We start from the raw sequence: 26,303 nt of genomic DNA, 5'->3' as shown, positions 1-26,303 counted from the left end.
GATCGTCATGAACCTCGCTCATCATCTCCTGCGTGCCGCTAAGGCCGACGCCTCCGCGCCGGCGCTGCTCAAGGGTCTGACGCCGGTCGCCGACTACGGCCGGCTCGCCACGACGGTGGCGTCGCTTGCTGGATCGCTGCAGCAACGCTTCGGCCTCGCCAGAGGCGACCGTGTCGCGCTGCTGATGAAGAACGTGCCCGACTACGTCGCCTGCCTCTATGCCTGCTGGCACGCCGGTCTCGTCGCCATCCCCATCAACGCAAAACTGCATCCTCGTGAGGTTGCGTTCATTCTCGACAATTCGGGCGCCGCCGTCGTCTTCGTGACCGGGGACATGGCGGGCGTCGCGTCGGAAGCTCTGGCGCTGGGCACGACCCAGCCACGTATCGTCGAGATCGGCTCGGCCGAACATCGCGGCATGGAGAAGGCCGACGGCATCGCCATCGCCGATGTCGCCATCACCGATCCCGCCTGGATCTTCTACACCAGCGGCACCACCGGCCGGCCCAAGGGCGCGGTACTCAGCCATCGCAATCTGCTCGCGATGTCCCTGAATTATCTCGCCGAGATCAATCCGATCGTGCCCGGCGAGGCGCTGCTGCACGCAGCTCCCATGTCGCACGGCTCCGGCCTTTATATGGTGCCGCATGTGCTCGGCATGGGCGTCCAGATCATTCCCGAAAGCGGCCGCTTCGAGCCCGACGAGATTCTCGAGCTGACGGCGAAGCGCGAGAACATCTCCTTCTTTGCCGCGCCCACCATGGTGCGACGCCTGACGGTTGCGGCGGAAGCCGCTCGTGCGGCCGCGCCGGGGTTGAAGACCATCATCTATGGCGGCGGTCCGATGTATGTCGCCGACTGCAAGGCGGCGCTCGCCGTATTCGGGCCGAAGCTCGCGCAAATCTATGGTCAGGGCGAGACGCCGATGACCATCACCTACCTGCCGAAGTCGATGCATGCCGATGCCGGCCATCCGCGCCATGAGGAGCGCCTTGCCTCCGTCGGCATCGCGCAGGGCGTGGTGCAGGTGCGCACCGTGGATGAGGCGGGGCAGGATGTTGCGCCCGGCGAGGTCGGCGAGATCATCGTGCGCGGCGACACCGTCATGTCCGGCTACTGGCAGAACCCTGACGCCACCGCGAACACACTGCGCGACGGCTGGCTCTACACCGGCGACATGGGTGCCTTCGACGCCGACGGCTTTCTCACTCTCAAGGACCGTTCCAAGGACGTCATCATCTCCGGCGGCACCAACATCTATCCGCGCGAGGTCGAGGAGGTGCTGCTGCGGCACGAGGCCGTTGCCGAAGTCTCGGTGATCGGCCGGCCGCATCCGGAATGGGGCGAGGAGGTCGTGGCCATCGTGGTTGCCGCTGAGGGGAGGACGGTCACGCGAGACGAGCTCGACCAGATCTGCAACGCCTGGATCGCACGTTTCAAGCGGCCCAAGCACTATTACCTTACCGGCGAATTGCCCAAGAACAGCTATGGCAAGATCGTGAAGACGGAGCTGCGCACGCTGCTCGGCGAGGCCTCTGCGCGCCTCACGCCGATAGGCTGAGGCCGCGATGCCGGAAAGCGCGCAGCCGATCGACTTTGCCGGCCTGATCCGTGAAGGCGATCTCGTGGTGTGCGGGCAGGCAACGGCGGAGCCGCTCACCCTGACCGAAGCGCTGATGGCGCAGGCGGCGCAGCTTCCGCCCTTTCGCATGATGGTCGGACCGGTATTCTCGGAGACGTTTTCCGCAGCAAGCCCGAACGTGTCGTTCCGGAGCTATGGCGTGATCGGCACTACGCGGCGGCTGGCCAGGGCCGGGCGGCTCGAGGTGATCCCAAGCAATTACAGCGCCTTCTGCGCCGACTTCGCCACGCAAAGACACAAGGCCGATGTCGTCCTCGTGCAGCTTGCGCAGTCCGGCGGACGTCTCAGCGCCAGCCTCTCCAACGACTATGTCATCGATGCCGCGCGCGGCGCGCGCCTTGTCATCGCAGAGATCAATCCCGAGGCGCCTTTCACCTTCGGTGCGGAATGGCCGGAGGACGTGCCGATCCACCGGCGCGTGACGGCGCGCCGTCCGCCGGTCGAATTGGCATCGACACCGCTCGACGACACCTCCCGCCGGATCGCGTCCCATGCCGCGAGCCTCATCGCCGACGGCAGCACGCTGCAGTTCGGCGTCGGCCGCATCCCCGACGCGATCCTGTCCTCGCTGTCCCATGCGCGCAATCTCGGCATTCATTCCGGCCTGATCAACGACGCCGTGGTCGATCTGATCGAGCGTGGCGCGGTGACGAATGCGGAGAAGGGGATCGATGCCGGGATCACCGTCACCAACCAGGTGATCGGCACGCAGCGGCTCTATCGCTTCGTGCATGAGAACAAGGCGGTCACGGTGCGACCAACGTCATACACGCATGGCCAGGGTGTTCTCGCCCGGATCGACCGGTTGGTTGCGATCAACTCGGCGCTTCAGGTCGGGCTCGACGGCAGCGTCAATTCCGAGACGCTGGATGGCATTGCGATCGGCGCGATCGGAGGCCAGCTCGATTTCGTGCGCGGTGCCAATGCGTCACGGGGGGGCAGGGCGATCATCGCGCTGCCGGCGACGGCGTCAGACGGGAGCAGCCGGATCGTCGCCAATGTCGAGACCGTGACGACGCCCCGAGCCGACGTCGACGCCGTCGTCACGGAATGGGGCATCGCCGAGCTGCGCGGCTGCGGCCTCGCAGAGCGTGCGCGACGCCTGATCGCGATCGCGGCGCCCGAGCATCGCGATGCCCTGTCGGCGCAGATCCGCAAGGCCGCCGGCTAGCTCAGTTCATCATCGCGAGCGTCGGACGCTGGCTCTCACTGGTGCCGATGATGGCAGGGATATCGGCCGCCTCGCCGGCGATCATGTGCGACATTCCCCAGAACAAATGCGCGAGGCGGGAGAACACCAGCCGCTCGCGCTCTGCAGGAACGGTGCCGTCGGGGATCGTCACGGTCTCCAGGCCAACGACTTTCTTGAAATCCGGCCAGATCGTCATCGACTGCGCGATCACGGAATAGCAGCGCGGATCCTCGTCGCTCTCGTCGGGCGCCGCCGGCAGACCCGGATATTGCGTCGGTGCGGCGTAGAATCTGTAGGCGCCATAGCCGAGCCGGAGCAGGAATTTTTCGGGAACGGCGACGTCGGCGGCAAAGGACACCAGCCGCGCCTCGCTCAACACCTCCGCTTCGATGGCGCTGAGGTCCGATGCGCGCAGCGCCGAGCAGAAGGCGAGGTCGCGATTGTGCTCGCGGAGCAGATTGGCGAGCGGTTGCTGCTGTTGCACGGTGTCGGTGAGCAGGATGATGGTCTTGAGCATCGGTTGATATCCGTCAGGGGAAGAGGTGGCGGGCGGTCATGACCGCCTGGTCGGACGCATGGGCCGCGAAGAAATCGTTGGCGATGCGCTGGCCCGGTGCGATCTCCAGGATGCGGTGGCGCGCGAGCGCGGCGGCCTCGCGCGCGGCGCCGATGTCGTCCTGCCAGGCGCACAGCGACAGCTCCAGCCGGTCGTAGCCGCCGCAATCGGCGGCATAGGCGCCGGTCACGGCTTCCACGGTCGCCGGCCACCGCGCCGGCGTCGCTTGCCGCGACATCGCGCAGGATCACGGCGATGCCGTTGCCGGTCTCGGCTTTCGTGGTCATCACCATGAAGGCATCGCGGGCGCCGGTGCGTCCGGCCCGGCGGGCCGTGCGGGCGATGCCGGCAAAGCCGGGATCGGGACCGAGATCCAGCGTCGTCGTCTGCCGGTCGTGCAGGATCGTGGCGCGCATCGCGCCGAGATCGCCCTTCAGCGAATGATAGGAGCGGGGCAGCCACACGGTATCGAGCGGCACCTGTGACGAGGTCAGGCTCCACGCCTGGTCGAGTAGATAGCCCTCCCAGATCGCGGGATAGGATGCGGCGAGCTGCTGCCAGGCGCGCAGCAGCATTTCGGCGCGCGCGGTGCGGCCGAGATAGAGCACGCGCGCCGACATCTCCCAGCGGTTCCACTTGTGCAGGGCCACGTCGCAGCCGAGGTAGGACGGCAGCAGCGGCGCCTCGCGCAAGCTCGCGTCCACGTCGACGAACAGCAGCGGCTCGCGATATTTGTTCCACATCCGCAACATGAACTCGGCCTTCTCGAAGCAGAGCATGCGGTCGCCGAACTGGGTGGCGATCGGCTCGATGTGACAGGCGAGGTCGAACCGTTCGAGCGAGTGCCGGAGCGCAAAGGCCGCGGTCGCGTCGGCTCCGCGCGGATAGCAGGAGACGATACGGGGGCGGACGCTGGATGCGTCGGCGGCGGTGAGGAATTTCGACCAGCCGATGCCGCCCCACCACATCTCGTGCGGGCCCTCGGCGCCGCAGGGGCCGACGGTGCCGAATTCGGTCAGTTTTGATTTCAGGAAATCGAAGCCGGGATTCTCGCTTGCGGGAATGACGACGGCGCAGCCGGGATTGAGCGAGCGATAGAACAACTCGGCGGCCGCCCCGCTCGGTGGCTCCTTGAGGATGATGACGCCGTTGCGCCGGCCTTCGCCGACGCCGTCGAAGATCGGAGCGCCGTACTGGCCGACCAGCCATTCCAGGCGACCGCGCTGGGCCGGGCCGAGCCTGATGCCGCCGGATCGCAGCAACCGATCGAGGTCTTCGTGCGTCTCGTCCGTCAAGTCCATGCCCCTTCGCGTCAGCCCCTGGACTTCAACGATCCGGGCGGCGCGACCAGGCGGACTATTTCGGGTGGGAGCCGAGCGGAGTGATCGCGACGGAATAGATCGCGATCTCCTTGGCCAGCGGGGTGACCGGGATCAGCAGGCAGCCGTCCTCGCTTTCGCTGTGATAATGTTCGCCGTTCCGCTGCATGCCGGCAAAGACCAGGCTCTCGGCTGCAATGCCGATGACGTCCTGGCTGGCAGCGGCCTCACGGATCTCGCCGGCGGATTGCACGGTGACGCCATGCAGCAGGCCCTCGGCTGCGAATTTCGGCAGCGGAAGCGCCAGCATGGCGATGCCCATGGCGCGCGAGACGGGAATGCGCACGCGCAGCTCCCCGAGCCCCGTGCGATGGATGGCGACCTGCTCCAGCACTGCCTCGCCATCGGCGCGAAACAATCCGACCTGAACCGTGCCGCAAGGGCTTTCCTCGAAGACGTCGGCGGGCAGGCGGTTGGCGCCGAACAGCGTATAGAGATAGGCGTAGGACGGTGACGTCAGCGCGAAGCTGCCGGCGAGCCACATCGGCGGCCCGGCCGACGTGCAGGCGGCCGAGAGGCCGCGGGCGGTGATCTGATTGCGGACGAAATCGCGGTCGAGCATCGGCGCCAGCGCCTGCGTGCCGAGATTGACGTCGTGCTTGAGGTCGCCGAGCAGCGCCAGTTCGTCCTCGTCGGGCAGCAGCAGCAGGCGCGCCAGCGTCGCGGCGCTCCAGCGTGCAGCGACGTCGGGCGCATCATAGGGCTGCAGGGAGAAGTCCCGTGCGATGTCTCCGGCGCTTGCTGCGAAGGCGCGCGCACCGGCCTGGATTTCGGCGGCCAGCGCGATCTGGCTGGCGGCGTGCGGGTTGATCTCGCGCAGGACCTCGCCGCCGTCATAGTCGCGCACCGAGCCATCTGCGGAACAGCAGACCTGCTCCAGCAGCGCGACATTGCGCACCAGCATGCGCTTGGCGTGAGGTGTGATCACGAGATCGGAGATGAAGCCTGTCGCGCTGTCCTCGTCGGCGAGGTCATGGAAGGAATCGTCGAGGGAGATGAGGTAGGCGCCATGGAGACGGATCTTGATCCCTTCGAGGTCGAAGACCCGCCGGAGCGCCTTCTGGACGCTGCCGGAATAGCCGAGGTCGGCGAGCACGAGGTCTGTACACTCGTCGAAGCCCGGTATCGCCTGACGCAAATAGGCGAGCAGCCGCGCACGCAGGATCGCGGCGAGCGCGAGAAGCTCGCTGGTCTCCATCAATTCCGGCAGCGACTCGGCGAGCGCCTCGCCGGTCACGATGCCGTCTGGCGATTTCGCGAAGAACGCCGCGACCTTTGGTGGCAGAACCTTGACCATATCGCGGAAGGTCGGCGCGTCGAACTTCGCGATCTTCGGCAGGAATTCGAGCAGCGGCTGCATCGTGTCGGCCGAAGCCATCAGGCTGACGCGGCGGTTGATCTCCAGATAGGCGGAGGTCGCGCCACGCGGATCCTGCCAGATCCGGTGCGACAGAAAGCCGTCGCGGCCGAGAACGCCGAGCGCCACCCGACGGCCGGGACCTGCGACCTGTTCGCAGCGCTCCGCAATGAAGGCGTCGAAGGCGGTCATGACAGGACCGAGCACCGTCGCACCGAGATGAAAGGCGGGAGACCTCTCGGCGCTTCGTGCCGCCATCATGCGCCGCAACGTGCGCATGCCGTTGTCGAGCCGCGAGGGAACACCGGGACACAGCAGCTCGAACAGCGAGGTTTCACGCTGCAGCTTCGAAGCCAGCTCACGCGAGGCCTGGGGATAGTAACGCGGCCGGATGCCGTGACGTCGCGCCCCCCTGACGTCCGCGTGCTCGTTGTCGCCGATGTGGAAGGAGGCGTGCGCATCGACGCCCTGTTCGGCCAGGTACTTCGCGAACAGCGTTTCGCTCTTGCCGCTGCCATGGTCGCAGGAGGCGTAGAGAAAGTCCCAGACGAGGCCGGGGCTGCGGGCGCGCAGCAGCCGCGCCAGCCGGTGGGAATCCCAATAAGTGTCGGAAATGAATCCGACGCGATGGCCGGCGCGCTTCATGTCCTGATATTGCCGAAGCATGTCCGGATTGACGCGGCAGAGCTCGAGCTCGGCCGCGAACTCCGATTCGACGAGGTCGTTCAGATCGCGGCGCGCCAGGCCGAACAGGTTGAACGGAAAGAACGAATAGATCTCCTCGATGTGAACTTCGACCGCGCCGTGCCGGTCTTTCGCGGCCTTGCGTGCGCGCCCTTCGGCCTGGATTCGATGCTGAACAAAACTGACGGAAACATTCGGACAAGTTCTTGAAATGCCCGAAAGCTCGTAAGTCCTTTCAAATACGCCATCCGGCGTCGTGCAGGCGCGAAGCAGAAATGTATCGAAAACATCGAACGACCATGCGGAAACAATTTGAGCACGGCGCGCCGCGCCGATCGTTGCGATCGTCATGCTGTAATTCCCCGTCCACCATTACGATTAACGTGCGCATGCGGCCGTTCAGGCGCCGTGCGAGCGAAAAAAATTCACGCGCGATTCAAAATCGCATTCGTCGCGACTGACAGATTCAAAAAAATCGCTAGGTTCGAAAAAGGTGATTCGGAAAAAATTGCCGGGTGCGGAAGTCGTCGCGCGTTCATTCACACTCGGAAACAATCGCTGCGTCGCCTGCGATGCGCGTGTCGCGTTCGATCACCTAGTGCCGCGTAATGTCAGCGTTTTCTCTCCACTGCATCTGTTCAGGATGGATGATCCGCCATGGCGCGAGACGATGTGATGATTGCAATCGCGATGCGCGAGATGATCGCGCGATCGGCAATTATTGCCCGACACCCGGCAAAAACGACCGGCTAACATCTTGAAAAACAACAAAAATTATTCGCCTGGATTGTTTTGGCGGCCCGTTCAACGCCTGGAAGCCGTGTGGCATGTGCGCCGCCGGCGTTGCGGGTTGGAGGTTGCGGGATGAGTTACGCTGCTGATGTCTGGGCTCCCGCCGAGGCGGAGATCGCGACGACGGCGCCGGTCGATGCGATCGTGCAGGTCGCGCCGTCGGTGCCGCTTGCGCCCGACTGTGCGCCCGACGTCGTCTTCGATGAAGACAGCGAACTCCTCGACAGGCTCGCCGCCGACGACGAGACAGCGTTCCGCATGCTGGTCGAGCGTCACATCGATCGCGCTTACGCCATCGCGCTCCGCATCGTCGGCAACGCGGCGGACGCCGAGGACGTGGTGCAGGACACCATGCTCAAGATCTGGAGCCATCGCGGCCGCTGGCAGCACGGCCGCGCCAAGTTCTCGACCTGGCTCTACCGCGTCATCTCCAACCGCTGCATCGACCTGCGCCGCAAGCCGCGCAACGAGAACGTCGAGACCGTGCCGGAAGTCGCCGACGGCCAGCCCGGCGCCGTCGAGATCATCGAGCGCAACGAGCTGAACGACATGCTGGAGCTGGCGATGCAGCGCCTGCCCGAGCAGCAGCGCATCGCGGTGATCTTCTCGTACCACGAGAACATGAGTAACGGCGAGATCGCGCAGGTGATGGACACGACGGTCGCCGCGGTGGAGTCGCTGCTCAAGCGCGGCCGCCAGCAGCTGCGCCAGCTCCTGCGCAAGCACGAACGCGACATCCGCACCGCGTTTACCGATTGCTAACCATAAAATTTGCCCCGCACGAATTTTCGCGCCTGATCTCGCTGCGCTCCGCCGTTTGAGCGAACGGACGGGGCTGCGGTCCGCGTCGTCGTAAGTCGATTTCCACGATGCGGCACGCCATGCCCATCAGCACAGGAGCTTCCAATGCCCGCGATCAACACCAATACCGCTGCCAACGCCGCGGTCCGTTACCTCAACATCAACTCTTCGCAGGAGACCAGCTCGCTCTCGAAGCTGTCGAGCGGCTCGCGCATCACCTCCGCCTCCGACGACGCCGCCGGCCTTGCGATCTCCACCCGCATTTCCTCGGACGTCACCACGCTGCAGCAGGCCGCGACCAACGCCTCGCAGGCGACCGCGATCCTGCAGACCGCCGACGGCGGCGCCTCGAACATCTCCGACATTCTCGCCCGCATGAAGTCGCTGGCCTCCGAATCCGCCTCGGGCACCACGACCGATTCCAGCCGCGCCTACATCAACTCGGAATTCACGCAGCTCACCAGCGAAATCGATTCGATCGCGTCCGGCACGCGTTATTCCAGCCAGAGCCTGCTCGACGGCTCCAGCGTGTTCGCCTCGGGCGTCTCGGTGCTGGTCGGCTCCTCCGGCTCGGACACCATCACGATCACGCTCACGAGCCTCACCGCGTCCTCGCTCGGCGTCTCCTCGCTGGACGTCAGCACGCTGTCGGATGCGACCTCGGCGCTGACCACGCTCGATACCGCGATCGACACGGTGTCCGCGGCCCGCGCCAGCATCGGTGCCCAGGAATCGCGCTTCAACTTCAGCGCCGATTCGATCTCGACCCAGACCCAGAACCTGCAGTCCGCGAATTCGGCGATCAAGGACGTCGACATCGCGGCCGAGCAGTCCAAGCTGTCGTCGGCGGAAGTGAAGACCCAGGCGGCCGTGTCGGCGCTCGCCGCGGCGAACCAGATGCCGCAGTACCTGCTCAAGCTGCTGGGCTGATGATGACCAAAGCGGGCCGGCATGACGCCGGCCCGCGTCCTGCCAGGGGATAGTCAGGCAAAGTGACCAGCGTCAGCAGCAGCACAAGTTCCGGCGTCAGCGTCACCACGAGCGGGACGACCAATTCGAGCAGCATCGATTGGTCGGCGCTGATCCAGGCCGCCGTCGACGCGAAGACCGCGCAGGCGGACACTATCTCGACCTCGATCACGAGCAACGAGGCCAAGATCTCGGCCTATCAGACGCTGCAGACCGATCTGCAGACGCTGTATTCGGGCCTGTCGTCGCTCTCGACCGCGGTGGTCAACTCGCTTTCCTCCAGCGCGTTCGCGACGCGCTCGGCGAGCATCAGCTCGACCGGCGACGTCAGCGCCTCCTCGGCGCTCTCCATGACGATCAAGAACGGAGCCGCGATCGGCGACCACACGCTGACGATCAGTCAACTCGCGACCGCGCACAAGGTGTCCGGCACGGCGCAATCGAGCCAGACCGACGAGCTCGGCTATTCCGGCACGTTCTCCATCGGCCTTGCTGGCGGAACCACGTCCGACATCACCGTCACCGACACGATGTCGCTCCAGGACGTCGTCGATGCCATCAACGCCCAGACCTCGACGACGAATGTCCAGGCCTCCATCGTGCAGGTCTCCAGCACGTCGTACCAGATGGTGCTGACCGGCACCGAGGATGCAGCCGACATCACCTATTCCAGCACGTCCGGCGACGACCTCATGAACGAGCTCGGCGTGACCGACAGCTCGGGGAGTTTCACCAACGTCATCCAGGAGGCGCAGTCGGCCGAGTTCTCGCTCGACGGCATCGCGATGACCCGCGACACCAATGACATCTCCGACGTCCTCAGCGGGGTCACCTTCAGCCTGCTCCAGGCGACACCGGACGGAACCTCGCTGAACATCAGCATCGAGACCGACACCAGCCAGATCGAATCGGCGGTGGAGACGTTCGTCACCAACTACAACGCCTTCCGCGACGAGGTCGTCGCGCAGCAGGCGACCGCAACCGACGGCACGGCGGATTCGAGCGCGGTCTTGTTCGGCGACGGAACGATGCGCAACATCATGGATGCGCTCCAGAACGCCCTGAACAGCACCGTGGGCGGCATGACCATGGCCGATCTCGGCCTGTCCTTCAACGAGAAGAACGAGCTCGAGCTCGACACCTCGACGCTATCGGATATCCTCAGCACCAATCTCAGCGGCGTGACCAAGCTGCTGTCGGCGCAGACGACGACGTCCTCGAGCCAGCTCAGCGTCGTCAACACCGGGACGGCGCCGCAATCCTTCACCCTGGATCTGACCGTCGATTCCGACGGCAATCTCGCCTCGGCCTCTGTCGGCGGCGATTCCTCGCTGTTCACGGTCAGCGGCACCACGATCATCGGCGCCGCCGGATCGATCTATGCCGGTATGGCGTTCACCTATAGCGGCTCGACCTCGCAGTCGATCACGGTGACCTCGACCACGGGGATCGCATCGCAGATCTATCAGATCGCGAAGAACTCTTCGTCGTCATCCGGTGCGCTGCAGACGCAGATCACCAGCCTGACCAACCGTGACGACGACCTCCAGCAGAAGGTCGACGACATCAACAGCGCGGCCTCGACGCTGCAGTCGCAACTCCAGACGCAATACGCGAAGTACCAGGCCGCGATCGAGAGCGCCAACAGCACGCTCAACTATCTCAAGGCCCTGCTCAATTCCAGCTCGAGTGATTGATGATGCATAATCCGATGGCGTATATGGCCAACCAGGCCTATCGGGGAACGGCGACGACCGTGCCGCCGCTCAAGGCGGTCTCGATGCTGCTTGGCGGCACGATCACGTTCCTGCAGAAATCCTTGGCCGCCCAGGAGGCGCGGCGCTTCGAGGAAGGGCACGACTATCTGATGAAGGCGACGGCAATCCTGCGCGGGCTCAGCCACAACCTCGATTTCGCCAAAGGCGGCGACGTGGCGGAGCATCTGTTCCAGACCTACAATGCGATGATCCTGGCGAGCCTCAAGGCTTACGGCCGCCCGCACGCCCGCCAGAGTTTCGGCCGCATCATCGCCGGGTTGACCGAGTTGCGGGAGGCCTGGGAGTTCGTCGACGCGACGGTGCGCGGCGGCAAGCCGGGGCCGGCCGATTCGGCCCGCAAGGGCTGAAGAAACTGGTCGTCGGTAATGCGGGGAGGGCAGGCCACCGGCCGCTCCGTTGCTTTCCGTAGTGCTGCGGGCGGTTTTGACGCCCGAAGCCGTCGAAATCCGGTTTCCGCCGCGGCTGCAATGCTTTATGACGGGCCTGACCGAGGCGGGACCGGCGGGCGATGGACGTCACCGAGTTTGAGGAACTGATCGATCGGCTGGGCGAGGATCTCTCCCTCTGGCCCGACGATCGGCGCGTGCCCGCCGAAGAGTTGCTGGCGCGATCATCCGACGCGCAGGCCCTGCTGGACGAAGCGCGCATCTTGCGCCAGGCACTTGCCGCCCCTCCGGTCCGCGCGCCCGCGGGTCTCGCCGACCGTATCGTCGCCGCCGCTGCAAAGACCAAGAGCGACACCGCCGAGCCGCGCACCGAAGGCGAGACGGCGGGGAGCTGAGCGGCTTCGCCTTTCCACGCTGGCACATTCCGACCGCACTCGAAGCGATGACGTTTCCGCATCGTGACGGCCGGGCTTGTCCCGGCCATCCACGCCTTGCTTTGTGCGGCAGAGAACGTGGATGCCCGGGACAAAGCCCGGGCATGACGACGTCGTTGGGACGGGGTCGATCGTCTCACCAAACCAGCCCGACATCATCGCTCTTATAATGCGCCTTACGCGGCAGATTTTGCCGTGTCGAAAGCGGTTTTCACGCACGCGAATCCTCGCCTGAATCCGCGCGCCCACGCGTTTCATCAGCACACAGATTTCAAGCGCCGCGACCGCACACGCAGTCGCCGATCGCGCAAGAAAGCGGAGTTTCTGATGACCGTTTCGGCCGTGAGTTCAACGACGACCGCAAGCACGACGACGTCGTCGTCGAGCACATCGTCCAGTTCGTCCCTGACGTCGAGCGACTTCCTGAGCCTGCTCGTCAGCGAGCTGCAGAACCAGGATCCGCTGAACGCGACCTCGACCACCGACTTCATCAATCAGCTCACCTCCTACGCCAATTTCACCCAGCAGCAGTCGATCAACTCCAACATGTCCTCGCTCGCGAGCTCGTTCTCGAGCCTCGTGACGCTCAACTCAGTGAACTATATCGGCCACACCGTCGAGGCGAAGACCGATACCTCGACCCTCAGCAACGGCTCGGCGACGTTCGGCTATTCGCTGTCCTCGGCCGCGTCGAACGTCTCGATCAGCATCTCGGATTCCTCCGGCAACGTCGTCTACACCGGCACCGGCACGGGCAATTCCGGCTCCAACAGCTTCACCTGGGACGGCAAGGACTCCAGCGGCAATCAGCTGTCCGACGGCGGCAAGTACACGATCGCGGTGACCGCGACGGACAGCGCCGGCAACTCGGTCCTCAACTACACGACCGTCACCGGCACGGTGACCGGCATCGACACCTCGACGTCCACGCCTTCGCTGACGGTCAACGGCGTCGCCGTCAGCGCCGCCAACATCCTCGGCGTCACGTCCTGATCCTGCGGCCAGCTTTTCTCGGAGTTTCATCATGAGTCTCACCGGTGCATTGTCCTCGGCGATCTCCGCGCTCAGCGCGCAGAGCCAATCCCTGTCGATGATCAGCGACAACATCGCCAACTCCGATACGACCGGCTACAAGACGACGTCGGCGATGTTCGATGCGCTCGTGACGGCGTCGAGCAACACCACCTCCTACGCGTCGGGCGGCGTCACCGTCTCGGGCCGCTCCAACATCACCCAGCAGGGCCTGCTCGCCGCGACCTCCAATGCGACGGACGTCGCGATCCAGGGCTCGGGCTTCTTCGTGGTGACCAGCGCCGCGACCGGCGGCATCACGTCCTATACCCGCAACGGCGCCTTCACGATCAACAATGCCGGCTATCTCGAGAACAACGGCAGCTACCTCGAGGGCTGGCGTACCGATGCGGACGGCAACGTCGTCGGCAGCGAGTCCGCGAGCAACTTGTCGGCCATCAACACGCAGATCGCCTCGACCAGCGGCAGCGCCACCACCAAGACCACGATCGCGGCCAATCTGCCGTCGGACGCCGCCACCGGCGACACCTATACCAGCTCGATGACGGTCTATGACTCTCTCGGTGCGGCCAACACGATGCAGGTCACCTGGACCAAGACCGGCACCAACGCCTGGAGCGCGAGCTTTGCCAATCCGACCTCCAGCTCGGACACCACGACCGCCACGGGCACGGCGTCGGGCACGATCGACATCACCTTCAACAGCGACGGCTCGCTGGCCAGCACCAGCCCGGACCCGGCAACCGTCTCGATCACCGGCTGGACCGACGGCGCGGCCGACAGCACCGTCACCATGGCCCTCGGCACGGTCGGCGGCACCGATGGCCTGACGCAATACGCCTCCGGCGAGACGACGCCTGATGTCAACGTCACCAGCATCGATTCCGACGGCCTGTCCTATGGCAAGCTGTCGAGCATCTCGATCGGCAAGAGCGGCGTGGTCGACGCCACCTATTCCAACGGCGAGACCATCGCGATCTACAAGATCGCGGTGGCGACGTTCGCCGATCCCAACGGGCTCGCGGCCGCCAGCGACGGCCTCTATTCGGCGACGGTGGCCTCGGGTAATGCCGCGTTGCAGGCCTCCGGCGAGAACGGGGCGGGCACGATCTACGGCAGCGAGCTGGAATCCTCCACCACCGACACCTCCAGCCAGTTCTCGAGCATGATCTCGGCGCAGCAGGCCTATTCCGCCGCGTCCCAGGTCATCTCCACCGTCAACAAGATGTACGACACCCTGATCTCGGCGATGAGGTGAGCGATGCCCGGTGAAACGGCAAGCGCGGCCGGCGAAGCGCTGTTGCGCCGGATGCAGCGGCTGCTGGCGCGAGCCGCGACCGTCAGGGGCAGTGACTGCAAGCAGCTGCTCGCGCTGCTCGACGATATCGGAACAACTCGCCGCGGTCTGCTCAGGGAATGTGCGGAGATCGAGGGCAAGATGCGGCAGGCAACCGTCAGGGCGAGCGCGATCGGCGCATATTTGCGCAATTCGCAGGTCCACCGCGGTAAACGGCACAACTAGAAGAAGGCGATGACCATGAGTGTAGCTCAAGCCAGGACGACGAATGCCGCGAATGGCGACGTCAGGATCAAGTCGCTGATCACGCTGATCGACACGCTGACCGCGCTTGTCGCCGAGGAGAATGCCGAGCTCGCCAAGGGCCTGCCGGCCTCGCGCCTGAAGCAGGTGGACGAGAAGAACCGGCTGGCGGAGATGTTCGAGCGGACGGTGGCCGAATGCGCGGCAGGCACGACCAGCCTCAACGTGCGCGACCGCATCCTGCGCGAGCAGCTCATGGAGCGGATCCTGAAGCTGCGCATGGCGATGGACGAGAATCTGGTGCGCCTGCGCGCGGCGATCGAGGCCAGCAACCGCCGGATCGAGGCGGTGATGCAGGCGATCCGCGAGCAGATCGCCGCGGTGTCGCCCTATGGCGCGTCCGGCCGCGTCGCCGCCGCCCGCGCCGTCTCCAGCGGCACCAGCCGCAGCGCCTGACGGTCTTGGGAGCCCGCCGTGTCACTCGATATCGCCCGATCGATCGCCTTCAGCGGATTGTCGGCGACGTCCGTGCAGATCAGCGTGACGTCGTCGAACATCTCGAACGCCGACACGACGGGCTACACCAAGAAGTCCGCGAACCAGTCGAGCAGCGTCACCAACGGCGTCGGCACCGGCGTCACGGTGACGGGCATCACCTCGACGGTCGACAAGCTGCTCCTGAAGTCGCTGGTCGGCGCTGATTCCGAGCTCGGCGCGGCCGACACCACCAACACCTATCTGACGTCGCTCCAGAAGCTCTACGGCTCGATCAGCAGCAGCGACGATTCATCGTCCGGGACCTCGCTCGCCAACAGCATCGCATCGCTGGAATCGGCGCTGTCGTCGCTGGCGAGCACGCCGAGCAGCGCCTCGCTGCAATCCAACGTCGTCAGCGCGCTCGACGACGTCGCAGGCCAGTTGCGGGAGACCTCGAGCGGAATCCAGAAGCTGCGGTCGGATGCCGACCAGGATATCGCGTCCTCGATCGACGACGTCAATGCGGACCTGCAGCAGATCGCGGATCTGAACGCCGAGATCAAGCAGACCGCGGCGACCGGCCAGTCGACCGCGGATCTGGAGGACCAGCGCAACACCGCGCTGCAGGACCTCGCCTCCAAGATGAACGTGAGCTATTTCACGGCGTCGAACGGCGATCTCCAGATCTATACGACGTCGGGGCAGGCGCTGGTCGATTCGTCCGCGCATACGATCAGCTATACGGCCGCCGCCAATGTCACGGCGGCGACGACCTACACGGCCGGCTCGTCGTCGAGCGGCTTCAGCGCGATCACTGTGAACGGCGTCGATATCACCTCCCAGATCACCGGGGGCGATATCGGGGCCCTCATCACGCTCCGCGACGACACGCTGCCGGACGCGCAGTCCCAGCTCGATCAGCTCGCGCAGCAGCTCGCCTCCGCGATGAACAGCATCTCGAACAGCGCCTCCTCGGTGCCGGCGTCGACCAGCCTCACCGGCACGACGTCAGTCACCGGCAGCACGGCGCTGTCCGCCACCGGCACGGTGCGGCTTGCCGTGACCGACCAGAGCGGCAATCTGGTCTCGTATGGCGATCTTGACCTGTCGTCCTATGCCACCGTCGGCGATCTCGTCACCGCCATCAACGGCATCTCCGGATTGTCCGCCTCGGTGGATTCCGACGGCCATCTCTCGATCACGGCGACCGGTTCCGGTAACGGCGTCGCCATCAACGAGATGACGAGCTCGGTCGGCAGCTCGGGCGAGGGATTCTCCGAGTATTTCGGTCTCAACGACCTCGTGACGGGAACAAGCGCCTCGGATATCGCGGTCAACAGCAAGATCCTGTCCGGGACGAACGAGCTGCAGCTCGCGACGCTGGATTCGTCGTCGAGCCTGACGGTCGGCAGCACGGTGCTGTCCTCGGGCTCGGCCACCGTGATCAATGCCTTCTACGATGCCTTGACGGAGTCGCGGTCGTTCGCGTCCACCGGAGGTCTTGCCGCCTCGACCGGCTCGCTGGCCGACTATGCCTCCGCGATCGTGTCTGACGTCTCGAGCAAGGCCTCGCAGGCGTCGACCAATTACACCGCCAAGGAGACCGCTCAGTCGACCTATGCGAACTCGCTGGCGTCGCAGTCCGGCGTCAACCTCGACGAGGAATCGGCCAATCTGAGCACGCTCCAGAACAAATATTCGGCGGCATCGGCCCTGATCCAGGCCATCAACTCGATGTACTCGGCGCTGCTCACCGCCGTGCAGTCGACGTAAGAGGGGCGCGCGCATGGTCGCGATGAGAGTTGCCACCTTCGCCCAGTCGAACAGGATGATCGCCGACGCGATGCGCGTGGAATCGGTCATGGCCAGCAAGCAGATCCAGGAGTCCTCGGGGGTCGTCTCGACCGATTTCGGCGGCTACGGCTCCGACGCCCAGCACGTCGTCAACCTCCAGGTCTCGGTGACGCGCGCGCAGTCCTACATCGACGCCGCAACGCTCGCCGACAGCAAGGTCCAGGTGATGTATTCCGCGGTCGGCTCGGTCACCGACATCCTCACCCAGCTTCGTTCCCAGCTCAGCGCCGCCTCGACGGGAAGCTCCACCGAGGTGAATTCGGTGATCGGCTCCGCCCAGCAGATGCTGGAGCAGATGGGCTCGCTGATGAATACGCAATATGACGGCCAGTACGTCTTCGCCGGCGGCAAGACGGAGACGGCGCCGGTCGATCTCACGAGCTTCTCGTCCGGCGCCGGTTCGACGACCATTGCGGACACCAGCTACTATAGCGGCGACAGCGAAATCGCGTCGGTGCGGGTCGCGGCCGACGAAACCGTGTCCTACGGCGTCACCGCGGATAATTCGGCCTTCGAGGAGGTGATGCGTGTGCTGAAGTTCGTTGCCAACAGCACCACGCTGTCGTCCGCGGACATCACCAGCGCGCTCGATCTCGCCAGCACGGCGCTCGACGACACCGCGGCGGTGCAGGCGAAGCTCTCCAGCGCCGCATCCTCGATCGAGACGGCGAGCGCGCGCCAGACCGACTACAAGAGCTATGCCGAGACGTTGTCGAACGACCTCACCAGCGTCGATGTCGCCGCCATCACGGCGCAGCTTTCGACCTACCAGACGCAGCTCACCGCATCCTATTCGGCACTCGGCAAGATCCTGAGCCTGAATCTGGCGAGCTACCTGAAATAGGCCCGGCACACTCAGTGTCATTCCCCGCCTAGTGCGCAATTGCGCACGGGGGCGGGGAATCCAGTACGCCGCGGCCGCTCGGTTCTATCACAGTCGCCTCGGAGTACTGGATCGCCCGCCTTCGCGGGTGATGACAGTATGGTTGCCTTTCGGCGGCTTATTCTGCCGCGATCCGCTCCATCGCCATGGTGCGAAGCCTGGCGCGCTGGATCTTGACGCCGTTGGCGCTGTCGGTGACGGGAAAGGCCTCGACGAGATATATCCGCGCCGGCACCTTGTAGCCGGCGAGCCGCTCGCGCAGGCGCGCGGTCAGCGCCTCCTGCTGCGGCGGCGCCATGGTCGGGATCACGAAGGCGACGCAGCGCGCCTGGCCTTTCAGGTCGACCGCGACGACCTGGGCGTCGGCAACGCCCGGACAGGATTTGAGCTCGTCCTCGATCTCGCCGGGTGCGACGAGAAAGCCGCCGAGCCGCATCGCGTCGCCGGCGCGGGTCTCGTAGACGAAGGCGCCGTCGCCGCGCAGCCGGCCGATGTCGCCGGTGCGGAAGAATCCGTCGGCGGTGATCGCATCGCGCGTCGCATCCGGATTGTTGAAATAGCCGAGGAAGCGCGAGGGCGCGCTGATCTCGATCTCGCCGGAGACGCCGTGAGCCGCAAGTTCGCCGGTCTCGGTGTCGCGCACGCGAACCTCGGCGTCGGGCGACATCGGCCAGCCGCCGCCTTCGATCCGCTCGGCGAAGGCGTCGCCGGTGCGGGCGATCGAGAACAGCGCCTGCACCTCGCTCGAGCCATAGAGGCCGAACAGCTTCATGCCGCGCGCCTCGGCCTCCGCGGCAAGCTCGCGCCAGCCGGGCTGGAATGCGGCAAAGCCGCAGATCTCGAGATGCGGAAACGGACGCGGCGCATCGGTGAGGGCGAGGATGCGGCGAAACATCTCGTCCGAACCGAAGGAATGGGTGATCTTCTGCTCTTCGAGGATCTTCTGCGCCGGCGCGGCCTCGAAGGCATCGAGCACATGGACGGTCGCGCCCGCCGCGATGAAGCCGAGCAGGCTGGTCATCCCGAAGGTGCCGCAGAACGGCAGCATGGCGAGCAGCGAATGACGCTGCGGCGAGAGCTTGAGCGCCGTGGCGACCGAGGCGGCGTGGCTGGCCAGTGTCCGCTGCGAATGCGCGACGAGCTTTGGTCCCTTGGTCGTGCCTGAGGTGGTATAGAGCAGGACCGGCAGGTCGACATCGTCCTCGGCGCGTGGCGCCGAGGGATAAGCCTTGTCGAACGCATCGAACCGCACGCAAGGCCAGTGCGCCGGCATCGCATCCGCGCCGACCACCGCGAGCTTTTGCAGCGCGGGCACCTCGGTCTTGGCGACATCGGCGAGAATGGCGGCAAAATCGATCGCGCGGAACGCGGCCTCGACCACCATCAGCCTGGCGCCGGATACCTTAAGCAGATGCGCGACTTCGGCACTGCGGTAGCGTGTGTTGACGGCGGCGACGATCGCGCCGAGGCGCGCGGCGGCGAACAGCAACGCGACCCATTCGATCCGGTTGACCAGCCAGACCGCGACCACGTCGCCCTTGCCGATCCCCTGCGCGGCAAGCCAGGCCGCGGTCTGCCCGATCTTCTCCCGGAATTCCGCGCGCGAGATAGCCACGCCATCGAACACGAAGGCGGGATCGGCGGCGTCCTCGATCCGGATCAGCGATTGCAGCGAGAAGTCGTCGGCGCTCATGGCAACCGGAGTAACCCGATCGCGCAAAACTGTCTACTTGGTGCCGAACATGCGGTCGCCGGCATCGCCCAGGCCCGGCACGATGTAGCCGTGGTCGTTGAGCCGCTCGTCGATCGCGGCCGTCCAGACCGGCACGTCGGGATGTTCGCTCTGGAACCGGGCGATGCCCTCGGGCGCGGCCAGCAGGCACACGAAGCGGATGTCGCGGGCGCCGCGGTCCTTGAGCAGGGACGCGCCGGCGCAGGCCGAGTTGCCGGTCGCCAGCATCGGGTCCATCAGGATCACGGTGCGGTCGGACAGGTCCTGCGGCGCCTTGAAGTAATATTCCACGGCCTGCAATGTCTCGGGGTCGCGGTAGAGCCCGATATGGGCGATGCGCGCCGATGGCATCAGCGCCAGCATGCCGTCGAGGAAGCCGACGCCGGCGCGCAGGATCGGCGCCAGCGTGAGCTTCTTGCCGGCGATCTTCGGCGCCTGCATCGCCGCGATCGGAGTCTCGATCTCGACCAGCTCGAGCGGCAGGTCGCGCGTCACCTCGTAGCCCAGCAGCATCCCGATCTCGTTCAGGATCTCGCGAAAGCTCTTGGTCGAGCGGTCCTTCTCCCGCATCAGGGAGAGCTTGTGCTGGACCAGGGGGTGGGCGACGACGTTGACGGTGCTGGTGCTCATGAAACCGCTCTACACGGTTCCGTGAAATTGCGCCAGATCGGCAAGTCCGTTCGTTCAAGCCTTTTTCCCCCGGGATCCGGGGCTCAGGCAGGCATCGCCACCGTGCTGCGCGCCCGGTTGCTTGCCTCGTAGGCAGCTTGGTCAATTCACGGTCGATCGCGGTGCGCATGGCTGACCAGAGCTGGCGCGCCTGATCGAAGCCAAGAAGAGGTGAGGGCTAGACGCCGAGCCCGCGGGCGGCGAGCGTGATCACGATCGTCAGGACCGCGCCCCAGACCAGGCTCAGCGTCATGGTCAGGATGGTCGTGGTGACCGCGTGCTCGAGATGTCCCTTCAGCAGCTGCACGCTACTTGTCCGAGGCGGGTTTTGCGCCGGCGCGCATGCCGAGCAGCAATGCGGTCATCAGCGCAACCAGGATGGCGATCTTGAGCTCGATCATGTCGGCCGCCGCGTGGTCATGCGTGCGAGCAGCCGCATCGCTCTCTCCGCCAGCACCATCAGCGGATTGCCGCGGTTCTCGACGTCGAGCTCTATCGTCTCGGTGGGAAATACCAGCGCACACCGCGCCGGCGCACTCTGGCGGTTGGCGAAGTCCACGGCGGAGCTCCTGAACAGGAACAGGCCGCCGATGCGGCCGGTCGCCTCGCGCGCGACCCAGAAGCCGGCGCTGTTGCGCCCGATGAAGAATGCCGGGATAGCGGCGCTGAGGATTTCGGGATCGAGCGGCTTGAGCGCCGCCGCTGGCCTGGACTGAGTTTGGCGGCGATCCGCCTGGAGGGCGATGGCGGCCATGGCGGCCTCCTCACACATCTGCAGGGTCATGATGCGTACTCCAAAAGTCAGCCATGGAGATGCCAGACATAGATTGCGGTCTTCAGCGCGATCAGCGCGGTCAGCACGCTGCCCATCGAGAGCAGGGCGAATGCCTGAAGCGCGATGCCCTTGAGCCGGGCCTTGCGCGCCGCCGGCGGCGTCGCAGGGCGTTCGGTTGCATCGAAGCGCCGGTCAAAGCCATATGTCAGCATCGACATGTGATTGTTCCTTGCTTGTGGGCGGCGAGACCGCCGCTTGTCCCTTCGATGATGTTCATCGGCGCGTAGGATTGCGAGATGAGCGCCGGGGCGCCCGCATAGGAATGTCATAAAGACGCGGACCGGCGTGACGGCAGCCCTCTGAAGAGGCCGGGGTGTCGCTTCGGCTGAACCGGCTGGGATGGCACCGGATCGGAGCGCGTGATCCCGATCGCGGCCGCAAAGGCAAGCCGCAGCCGCGGCTGCTCGATCTGCTTGCAGAAGCCGTCCAGGATGGCCTCGGCGTTCGGGACTTGCCCGCCGATGGCGGCGCACAGCCGGGAACTGGTCCGCCGGAAGAAGTGGAGCGAACAGCCGGCATCGTGCCGTCCGCCGGAGCGATCGAGCTCCGCCGCGAGCGCCGCAACGTTGATCCTGTCGGATTCGTCGTGCGTCACGGCAAGGCGCAGCAGTGCCAGCTGCCAGGCGTGGAGCAGCCTGTGGGATCCGTCGGCGGGTTTCGGCATGCGGTGTCCGGATGGAATCGGCGCCTCAGGCACCGACACCGTCGATCAATTCCTCGTCGGCGATCGCGGCGAATGCCCGTACCACCTCCCTCTGCGCCGCAGCGTCCAGCGGCACGATTGGCAGCCGCGTATGCGCCGCCATCAGGCCGAGCACGCTCAGCGCATATTTGAGCGCGGCCGGGCTCTCCTTCGACAGGCAGGTGCTCAGGGGAATGAGGCGCTTGTGCAGATAGCGGGCGGATTGCAGGCGGCCCTGCCTGACATGCGAGAAGATCGTGCGGCAGAGATCCGGCGCGATGTTGGAGACCTCCGAAATTGCGCCGTCGCCGCCGTCCGCGATGAAGCCGAACGCGGTCCTGTCGTCGCCGGAGAGACAACGAAAGCCCGCGGGAAGGTTGCGCGACAGGCGCATCGGACGGGTGATGTCGCCGCTGCCGTCGCGCAGGCCCACGAACTGGCGGGATTCGACGAGACGCAGCAGCGTCTCGTCGGCAAGCGGCCGCAGCGTGCGGGACGGATTATCGTGCAGGATCACCGGCAGGCCGATTGAGCCGGCAATGGCCCGGAAATGCGCCAGCATGCCCTCCTGCATCGGCTTGTTGTAGGCGGGCACCACCGACATGACGGCGTCGGCGCCGGCGGCCTCCGCGCGCCGCGCCAGCTCGATGGCGCGGTCGGTTGCGTTCGAGACCGTGCCCGCGATGACCCGCACGCGGCCGCGGGCGATGTCGACCGCGGCGCGGATCACGAGCTCCTGCTCGGCCGGCGACAGCGTCGGCGCTTCGCCTGCGGTTTCACAGACCACGATGGCGGGAACATTCGCGGCGATCTGGCGCTCGCAGAGTGCGGCGAAGGCCTTGAGATCGATCGCGTCCGCCGCATCGAACGGCGTCGGCAGGTCCGGAATGAAGCCGGTGAACCAGGCGGAGGGAGGAATGAACATGGCTTTGCTCGCTGCAAGGCGCCGGCTCAGGCCGCGCGCTGCGAGACGATGCCGTTGGGGCTCTTACCCATGTCGAGCTCGATCTCGCGCGGCAGCTCGACGATGGTTTCGGAATGCTGCCCGTTTTCGAACAGCGCGTATTTGATGGCCTGGGCCCGGCTGACGAACAGGCCGCCATAGAGGCCGTTCTGCTCCTGCGCGACCCATTGTCCGCGGCGATTCCTGCCGATGAAGACGACGGTCGAAGGCGAGCTATGCGAGGGAGGTTCGACGAGTTTCACGGATGTATTCCTTCTTGGCGATGCCGGCCTGGGACGCATTTTTCCGCCGGCGTCCTCAATATTCCCCGTCGCGAATATGATTTCGAGGGCGGGACCGCGGCGATCTCATAGGAAGATCATAAGGGCGGGCGCTCAGGCGAGCTCGCTGACGATGTGGATCAATGCGAACAGCGCGCCGAAGGCGACGCCTTCGTCCCAATGATTGAGCGCCGTTCCGAACAGCGGCTCGCGCCTGACGAGGCCCGCGAGCACGCACAGGATGATCGACATCCAGAGCAGTACCGAAAGACTCCGGCCGAAGCCGACGCTGCCGAATGCGGCAAAGCCGGCCAGCAGCACGAAGCGAACGGCAAAGCGCATGATCACCCGCGATGAGCTCAGCATGCGCGGCATGTTGGGGGCCTGCGGCATGGCCTCGATCCGCCGGACGGCTCTAGCCGAAATTGTCGCAGGCGACCGGCTCGTAGAGCGGATCGATCGCCGGGCGCACCGTGGGAACGCTCGGCCGCGCCGATTCGGCGGTCAGCGCCTGGACCTCGACGAAGGCGGACAGCAGAGCGAGCGCGAGGTCGGCATGGTGCGCCTCGACCGCGGCGTCCAGCCAGTCCGGCAGTTCGCGCTCGCGCGAGAGCGCGCAATGCCACTCGCCCTCGTCATAGGCGATGCGGCGGACCTGCCACATCGGCAGCTCGAGGTCGATCAGCGCCAATGCCGCATCGGCCCAGGCCTCGACGTCGACCAGGCGCATGATGCGAGCGCTGCGTTCGCTTTGGCCGAGCGGCGGAAAGCGCCGGCAGGCATGCGCGATGATCTCGAGCATCAACGGCCGCGTCATCGCCGGTGCCGCGCGGAGCTGCTGGGCGAGGGACGGTGGGCTTAGGCGTCGGAGTGCGGCGGTCATGTCGGGCCTCCTGGAGTTGGTGTCGGTCAGTCGGCCGGCACCTCCAAGATGGCTGGAAGGGCATTTGAAAACGAGATGGGGACCGGGCGGGCGATATAGGGATTTCATAAGTGCCCGTATTCTTCCCGCTAAGCCCGACGGAGCGTCCGCCGCCGCCTCGCCAGAGGTCGGGATTTATAGAGGCAGGGCATTTTGAGAAGACGCGCGGTCGCCGTCCGCCGTACCAACCACAGGTGAAGGCGCCGGCGGATTGCATGCTGCAAAGCCGGACGGGAACGTGCGTCTGGAATGCGGTGTCGGTGTCACATGGTGGGCGGCACGACGTGCCGGCCTTTATGAGATTCCTATAACGTCGCCATAGGCCTCATCTCGAAAACCTATGTGCGCAATGGCACCTCAGCGCGGTGAAGTTCCCGGCCGGGAGAGACACGTGCTGCATTCGCTTGCAGCAAGCGGCCTGCCGGGAATCCAGAGACAGGCAATGCCGGATATCGTCTCGTATTGAGGAGTATCGCCATGATGGACATTCTGATGCTGGGGCTGGGCTTCGTCTTCTTCGCCCTCGCCATCGGCTACACCTATGCCTGCGAACGGCTGTGAGGGGCGCGCCATGATCTTCGATTACGCGCTCGCCGGCGCCGTCTCGTTCGGCCTCCTGGTTTATCTCACCTATGCGCTGCTGCGGCCGGAACGGTTCTGAGTCGTGCTGCTGCTTGCCGAATTGCTGCTGGCGGACGCCGCGCTCGTCGTCTGCCTGCTTGCGGTGCTCCTGCCGCTGTTGCGCCAGACACAAAGTCTGAAGGGTTAATGCCATGACTATGATCGGTTGGCTCCAGATCATTCTATTCTGCGTCATCATCGTCGCGCTCACCAAGCCGCTCGGCGGCTACATGACGCGCGTCTTCAACGGCGAACGGACGTTCATGTCGCCGGTGCTGCGCCCCATCGAGGCCGGCATCTACTGGGTTTCCGGCGTCAACGAGCGGCGCGAGCAGCACTGGCTGACCTATACGGTCGCCATGCTGCTGTTCCATGTCGGCGGCTTCCTCATCATCTATGGGGTGATGCGGCTCCAGGCCATGCTGCCGTTCAATCCGGCCGACCAATCCGCGGTGGCCCCGGATCTGTCCTTCAACACCGCGATCTCCTTCATCACCAACACCAACTGGCAGAACTACGGCGGCGAGAGCACGGTCTCCTATCTCGTCCAGATGCTCGGCCTGACGCACCAGAACTTCCTGTCGGCGGCAACCGGCATCGCGCTCGCGGTGGCCCTGATCCGCGGCTTCTCGCGCGCCTCGGTGCGTACCGTCGGCAATTTCTGGGTCGATGTCACCCGCACCACGCTTTATGTGCTGCTGCCGATCTGCGTGGTCTACACGCTGTTCCTGGTCTGGCAGGGCATCCCCCAAACGCTGGGTGCCTACGTGGACGCGACGACGCTCGAGGGGGCCAAGCAGACCATCGCGGTCGGCCCGGTCGCCTCGCAGGTCGCGATCAAGATGCTGGGGACCAATGGCGGCGGCTTCTTCAACGCCAACGCCGCCCACCCCTTCGAGAACCCGACTGCGTTGTCGAACTTCGTGCAGATGCTGTCGATCTTCCTGATCGGCGCGGCCATGACCAACGTGTTCGGCCGCATGGTCGGCAACCAGCGCCAGGGCTGGGCGATCCTGGCCGTGATGGGCGTGCTGTTCATCGTCGGCGTCGCCGTGACCTATTGGGCGGAAGCGAACGGCACCTCGATCATGCACGCGCTGGGCCTGACCGGCGGCAACATGGAGGGCAAGGAGGTCCGCTTCGGCATCGTGGCGTCCTCGCTGTTCGCCGTGATCACGACGGCCGCCTCCTGCGGCGCGGTCAACGCCATGCATGACAGCTTCACCGCCCTCGGCGGCATGATCCCGCTCATCAACATGCAGCTCGGCGAGATCATCATCGGCGGCGTCGGCGCCGGTCTCTACGGCATGCTGCTGTTCGTCGTGCTCGCGATCTTCGTGGCAGGCCTGATGGTCGGCCGCACGCCGGAATATGTCGGCAAGAAGATCGAGGCGCGCGAGGTCAAGATGGCGATGCTCGCGATCCTGGTGCTGCCGCTGATGTATCTCGGCTGGACCGCGGTCGGAGTGGTCTATCCGGCGGCAGTCGCCTCGATGGCGAATGCCGGCCCGCACGGCTTCACCGAGGTGCTGTACGCCTTCACCTCGGCGACCGGCAACAACGGCTCGGCCTTCGCGGGCCTCACCGGCAACACCTTGTTCTACAACCTCACGCTCGCCAGCGCGATGTTCGTCGGCCGCTTCTTCATGATCGTTCCGGCCATGGCGATCGCCGGCTCGCTCGCCGCCAAGAAATCGATCCCGCCGTCGGCCGGCACGTTCCCGACGACCGGCGGGCTGTTCGTCGGCCTCGTCGTCGGCGTGATCCTGATCATCGGCGGCCTGACCTTCTTCCCGGCGCTCGCGCTCGGCCCGATCGTCGAGCACCTCGCGATGAACGCCGGTAACGTCTTCTGATTGTCG

General features: G+C 65.5%; 27 protein-coding genes and 1 pseudogene. 15 read left to right on the top strand and 13 right to left on the bottom strand.

Going from position 1 to position 26,303, the window contains the following annotated elements; translation table 11 throughout:
- Window positions 1-7: 7 nt before the first annotated feature.
- Entirely contained in the window at window positions 8-1,561 is a 1,554-nt protein-coding gene (locus JQ617_RS13590) for an AMP-binding protein (protein ID WP_212026727.1), read from the top strand.
- A 7-nt stretch (window positions 1,562-1,568) separates the two neighbouring features.
- Window positions 1,569-2,813, top strand: a complete 1,245-nt coding sequence (locus JQ617_RS13585) for an acetyl-CoA hydrolase/transferase family protein (RefSeq protein WP_212026726.1) — start codon at window positions 1,569-1,571, stop codon at window positions 2,811-2,813.
- A 1-nt stretch (window position 2,814) separates the two neighbouring features.
- Here the strand turns inward: JQ617_RS13585 and JQ617_RS13580 are convergent, their stop codons facing one another.
- The 3 genes and pseudogenes from JQ617_RS13580 to JQ617_RS13570 form a co-directional block, all read right to left on the bottom strand.
- A complete protein-coding gene (locus JQ617_RS13580) occupies window positions 2,815-3,351 on the bottom strand; it encodes a hypothetical protein (RefSeq protein WP_212026725.1) in 537 nt (178 codons plus the stop codon).
- A gap of 13 nt (window positions 3,352-3,364) precedes the next feature.
- Window positions 3,365-4,685: pseudogene (locus tag JQ617_RS13575) on the bottom strand (hypothetical protein).
- Window positions 4,686-4,746: 61 nt separating this feature from the next.
- On the bottom strand, window positions 4,747-7,161 hold the full coding sequence (locus tag JQ617_RS13570) for a hypothetical protein (RefSeq protein WP_212026724.1): 2,415 nt from the start codon (window positions 7,159-7,161) through the stop codon (window positions 4,747-4,749).
- A 513-nt stretch (window positions 7,162-7,674) separates the two neighbouring features.
- Here JQ617_RS13570 and JQ617_RS13565 point away from each other — a divergent pair.
- From JQ617_RS13565 to JQ617_RS13515, 11 genes are all read left to right on the top strand, one after another.
- Entirely contained in the window at window positions 7,675-8,364 is a 690-nt protein-coding gene (locus JQ617_RS13565) for an RNA polymerase sigma factor (protein ID WP_212026723.1), read from the top strand.
- A gap of 144 nt (window positions 8,365-8,508) precedes the next feature.
- The gene (locus tag JQ617_RS13560; protein WP_018641141.1) at window positions 8,509-9,333 is read left to right on the top strand and encodes a flagellin; all 825 of its coding nucleotides are present in this window, start codon (window positions 8,509-8,511) and stop codon (window positions 9,331-9,333) included.
- Between the two features lie 62 nt (window positions 9,334-9,395).
- On the top strand, window positions 9,396-11,069 hold the full coding sequence (gene fliD, locus JQ617_RS13555; protein ID WP_212026722.1) for a flagellar filament capping protein FliD: 1,674 nt from the start codon (window positions 9,396-9,398) through the stop codon (window positions 11,067-11,069).
- Entirely contained in the window at window positions 11,069-11,497 is a 429-nt protein-coding gene (locus JQ617_RS13550) for a flagellar export chaperone FliS (RefSeq protein ID WP_212026721.1), read from the top strand. The genes fliD and JQ617_RS13550 overlap by 1 nt, the downstream gene beginning before the upstream one ends.
- Window positions 11,498-11,658: 161 nt before the next feature.
- Complete coding sequence (locus JQ617_RS13545) at window positions 11,659-11,931, top strand: hypothetical protein (RefSeq protein ID WP_212026720.1); 273 nt, start codon at window positions 11,659-11,661, stop codon at window positions 11,929-11,931.
- Between the two features lie 366 nt (window positions 11,932-12,297).
- Window positions 12,298-12,963: a flagellar hook assembly protein FlgD gene (locus JQ617_RS13540; RefSeq protein ID WP_212026719.1), complete on the top strand. Its 666-nt coding sequence runs from the start codon at window positions 12,298-12,300 to the stop codon at window positions 12,961-12,963.
- A gap of 31 nt (window positions 12,964-12,994) precedes the next feature.
- Entirely contained in the window at window positions 12,995-14,260 is a 1,266-nt protein-coding gene (gene flgE / locus JQ617_RS13535) for a flagellar hook protein FlgE (protein WP_212026718.1), read from the top strand.
- Window positions 14,261-14,263: 3 nt separating this feature from the next.
- Window positions 14,264-14,524, top strand: a complete 261-nt coding sequence (locus JQ617_RS13530; RefSeq protein ID WP_212026717.1) for a hypothetical protein — start codon at window positions 14,264-14,266, stop codon at window positions 14,522-14,524.
- A 15-nt stretch (window positions 14,525-14,539) separates the two neighbouring features.
- Complete coding sequence (locus tag JQ617_RS13525; RefSeq protein WP_063690762.1) at window positions 14,540-14,998, top strand: hypothetical protein; 459 nt, start codon at window positions 14,540-14,542, stop codon at window positions 14,996-14,998.
- Between the two features lie 18 nt (window positions 14,999-15,016).
- Complete coding sequence (gene flgK / locus JQ617_RS13520) at window positions 15,017-16,792, top strand: flagellar hook-associated protein FlgK (RefSeq protein ID WP_212026716.1); 1,776 nt, start codon at window positions 15,017-15,019, stop codon at window positions 16,790-16,792.
- Between the two features lie 13 nt (window positions 16,793-16,805).
- Window positions 16,806-17,717, top strand: coding sequence for a flagellin (locus JQ617_RS13515; protein ID WP_212026715.1), 912 nt, complete (start codon window positions 16,806-16,808; stop codon window positions 17,715-17,717).
- A 157-nt stretch (window positions 17,718-17,874) separates the two neighbouring features.
- Here the strand turns inward: JQ617_RS13515 and JQ617_RS13510 are convergent, their stop codons facing one another.
- From JQ617_RS13510 to JQ617_RS13470, 10 genes are all read right to left on the bottom strand, one after another.
- Window positions 17,875-19,449 (bottom strand): AMP-binding protein, encoded by a 1,575-nt coding sequence (locus tag JQ617_RS13510; protein ID WP_212026714.1) that lies wholly within the window; start codon window positions 19,447-19,449, stop codon window positions 17,875-17,877.
- A gap of 33 nt (window positions 19,450-19,482) precedes the next feature.
- Window positions 19,483-20,118, bottom strand: coding sequence for a uracil phosphoribosyltransferase (gene upp, locus JQ617_RS13505; protein WP_212026713.1), 636 nt, complete (start codon window positions 20,116-20,118; stop codon window positions 19,483-19,485).
- 217 nt (window positions 20,119-20,335) lie between these two features.
- Window positions 20,336-20,464 carry a hypothetical protein gene (locus JQ617_RS40245; protein WP_283806171.1) on the bottom strand — a complete coding sequence of 43 codons (129 nt, stop codon included), beginning with the start codon at window positions 20,462-20,464 and terminating at the stop codon, window positions 20,336-20,338.
- Window positions 20,465-20,554: 90 nt separating this feature from the next.
- Window positions 20,555-20,941: a hypothetical protein gene (locus JQ617_RS13500; protein ID WP_212026712.1), complete on the bottom strand. Its 387-nt coding sequence runs from the start codon at window positions 20,939-20,941 to the stop codon at window positions 20,555-20,557.
- A 17-nt stretch (window positions 20,942-20,958) separates the two neighbouring features.
- Complete coding sequence (locus JQ617_RS13495; protein WP_212026711.1) at window positions 20,959-21,150, bottom strand: hypothetical protein; 192 nt, start codon at window positions 21,148-21,150, stop codon at window positions 20,959-20,961.
- Between the two features lie 107 nt (window positions 21,151-21,257).
- Window positions 21,258-21,656: a hypothetical protein gene (locus tag JQ617_RS13490; protein WP_212026710.1), complete on the bottom strand. Its 399-nt coding sequence runs from the start codon at window positions 21,654-21,656 to the stop codon at window positions 21,258-21,260.
- A 25-nt stretch (window positions 21,657-21,681) separates the two neighbouring features.
- Window positions 21,682-22,599 carry a 4-hydroxy-tetrahydrodipicolinate synthase gene (gene dapA, locus JQ617_RS13485; RefSeq protein ID WP_212026709.1) on the bottom strand — a complete coding sequence of 306 codons (918 nt, stop codon included), beginning with the start codon at window positions 22,597-22,599 and terminating at the stop codon, window positions 21,682-21,684.
- Between the two features lie 26 nt (window positions 22,600-22,625).
- Window positions 22,626-22,880 (bottom strand): hypothetical protein, encoded by a 255-nt coding sequence (locus tag JQ617_RS13480; protein ID WP_186467548.1) that lies wholly within the window; start codon window positions 22,878-22,880, stop codon window positions 22,626-22,628.
- Between the two features lie 132 nt (window positions 22,881-23,012).
- Entirely contained in the window at window positions 23,013-23,291 is a 279-nt protein-coding gene (locus JQ617_RS13475; RefSeq protein WP_212026708.1) for a hypothetical protein, read from the bottom strand.
- 22 nt (window positions 23,292-23,313) lie between these two features.
- The gene (locus JQ617_RS13470; RefSeq protein WP_212026707.1) at window positions 23,314-23,781 is read right to left on the bottom strand and encodes a hypothetical protein; all 468 of its coding nucleotides are present in this window, start codon (window positions 23,779-23,781) and stop codon (window positions 23,314-23,316) included.
- Window positions 23,782-24,391: 610 nt separating this feature from the next.
- Here JQ617_RS13470 and JQ617_RS13465 point away from each other — a divergent pair.
- Window positions 24,392-24,481 (top strand): K(+)-transporting ATPase subunit F, encoded by a 90-nt coding sequence (locus tag JQ617_RS13465; RefSeq protein WP_018641117.1) that lies wholly within the window; start codon window positions 24,392-24,394, stop codon window positions 24,479-24,481.
- A 112-nt stretch (window positions 24,482-24,593) separates the two neighbouring features.
- Window positions 24,594-26,297, top strand: a complete 1,704-nt coding sequence (kdpA, locus tag JQ617_RS13460) for a potassium-transporting ATPase subunit KdpA (RefSeq protein ID WP_212026706.1) — start codon at window positions 24,594-24,596, stop codon at window positions 26,295-26,297.
- The last annotated feature ends 6 nt before the right edge of the window (window positions 26,298-26,303 follow it).

Source organism: Bradyrhizobium sp. KB893862 SZCCT0404 (assembly GCF_018130885.1).
In the GTDB taxonomy this organism is placed as follows: Bacteria; Pseudomonadota; Alphaproteobacteria; order Rhizobiales; family Xanthobacteraceae; genus Bradyrhizobium; species Bradyrhizobium stylosanthis.
The sequence above is the reverse complement of the archived record's forward strand: the minus strand, read 5'-3'. Positions and strand labels throughout refer to the sequence as shown.

What these genes read in the sequence shown, in the direction of transcription:
- JQ617_RS13590 (WP_212026727.1), top strand. Translation starts at nt 8, where the DNA reads ATGAACCTCGCTCATCATCTCCTGCGTGCCGCTAAGGCCGACGCCTCC.
- JQ617_RS13585 (WP_212026726.1), top strand. Translation starts at nt 1,569, where the DNA reads ATGCCGGAAAGCGCGCAGCCGATCGACTTTGCCGGCCTGATCCGTGAA.
- JQ617_RS13580 (WP_212026725.1), bottom strand. Translation starts at nt 3,351, where the DNA reads ATGCTCAAGACCATCATCCTGCTCACCGACACCGTGCAACAGCAGCAA.
- JQ617_RS13570 (WP_212026724.1), bottom strand. Translation starts at nt 7,161, where the DNA reads ATGACGATCGCAACGATCGGCGCGGCGCGCCGTGCTCAAATTGTTTCC.
- JQ617_RS13565 (WP_212026723.1), top strand. Translation starts at nt 7,675, where the DNA reads ATGAGTTACGCTGCTGATGTCTGGGCTCCCGCCGAGGCGGAGATCGCG.
- JQ617_RS13560 (WP_018641141.1), top strand. Translation starts at nt 8,509, where the DNA reads ATGCCCGCGATCAACACCAATACCGCTGCCAACGCCGCGGTCCGTTAC.
- JQ617_RS13550 (WP_212026721.1), top strand. Translation starts at nt 11,069, where the DNA reads ATGATGCATAATCCGATGGCGTATATGGCCAACCAGGCCTATCGGGGA.
- JQ617_RS13545 (WP_212026720.1), top strand. Translation starts at nt 11,659, where the DNA reads ATGGACGTCACCGAGTTTGAGGAACTGATCGATCGGCTGGGCGAGGAT.
- JQ617_RS13540 (WP_212026719.1), top strand. Translation starts at nt 12,298, where the DNA reads ATGACCGTTTCGGCCGTGAGTTCAACGACGACCGCAAGCACGACGACG.
- flgE (WP_212026718.1), top strand. Translation starts at nt 12,995, where the DNA reads ATGAGTCTCACCGGTGCATTGTCCTCGGCGATCTCCGCGCTCAGCGCG.
- JQ617_RS13530 (WP_212026717.1), top strand. Translation starts at nt 14,264, where the DNA reads ATGCCCGGTGAAACGGCAAGCGCGGCCGGCGAAGCGCTGTTGCGCCGG.
- JQ617_RS13525 (WP_063690762.1), top strand. Translation starts at nt 14,540, where the DNA reads ATGAGTGTAGCTCAAGCCAGGACGACGAATGCCGCGAATGGCGACGTC.
- JQ617_RS13515 (WP_212026715.1), top strand. Translation starts at nt 16,806, where the DNA reads ATGGTCGCGATGAGAGTTGCCACCTTCGCCCAGTCGAACAGGATGATC.
- JQ617_RS13510 (WP_212026714.1), bottom strand. Translation starts at nt 19,449, where the DNA reads ATGAGCGCCGACGACTTCTCGCTGCAATCGCTGATCCGGATCGAGGAC.
- upp (WP_212026713.1), bottom strand. Translation starts at nt 20,118, where the DNA reads ATGAGCACCAGCACCGTCAACGTCGTCGCCCACCCCCTGGTCCAGCAC.
- JQ617_RS13500 (WP_212026712.1), bottom strand. Translation starts at nt 20,941, where the DNA reads ATGACCCTGCAGATGTGTGAGGAGGCCGCCATGGCCGCCATCGCCCTC.
- JQ617_RS13495 (WP_212026711.1), bottom strand. Translation starts at nt 21,150, where the DNA reads ATGTCGATGCTGACATATGGCTTTGACCGGCGCTTCGATGCAACCGAA.
- JQ617_RS13490 (WP_212026710.1), bottom strand. Translation starts at nt 21,656, where the DNA reads ATGCCGAAACCCGCCGACGGATCCCACAGGCTGCTCCACGCCTGGCAG.
- dapA (WP_212026709.1), bottom strand. Translation starts at nt 22,599, where the DNA reads ATGTTCATTCCTCCCTCCGCCTGGTTCACCGGCTTCATTCCGGACCTG.
- JQ617_RS13475 (WP_212026708.1), bottom strand. Translation starts at nt 23,291, where the DNA reads ATGCCGCAGGCCCCCAACATGCCGCGCATGCTGAGCTCATCGCGGGTG.
- JQ617_RS13470 (WP_212026707.1), bottom strand. Translation starts at nt 23,781, where the DNA reads ATGACCGCCGCACTCCGACGCCTAAGCCCACCGTCCCTCGCCCAGCAG.
- JQ617_RS13465 (WP_018641117.1), top strand. Translation starts at nt 24,392, where the DNA reads ATGATCTTCGATTACGCGCTCGCCGGCGCCGTCTCGTTCGGCCTCCTG.
- kdpA (WP_212026706.1), top strand. Translation starts at nt 24,594, where the DNA reads ATGACTATGATCGGTTGGCTCCAGATCATTCTATTCTGCGTCATCATC.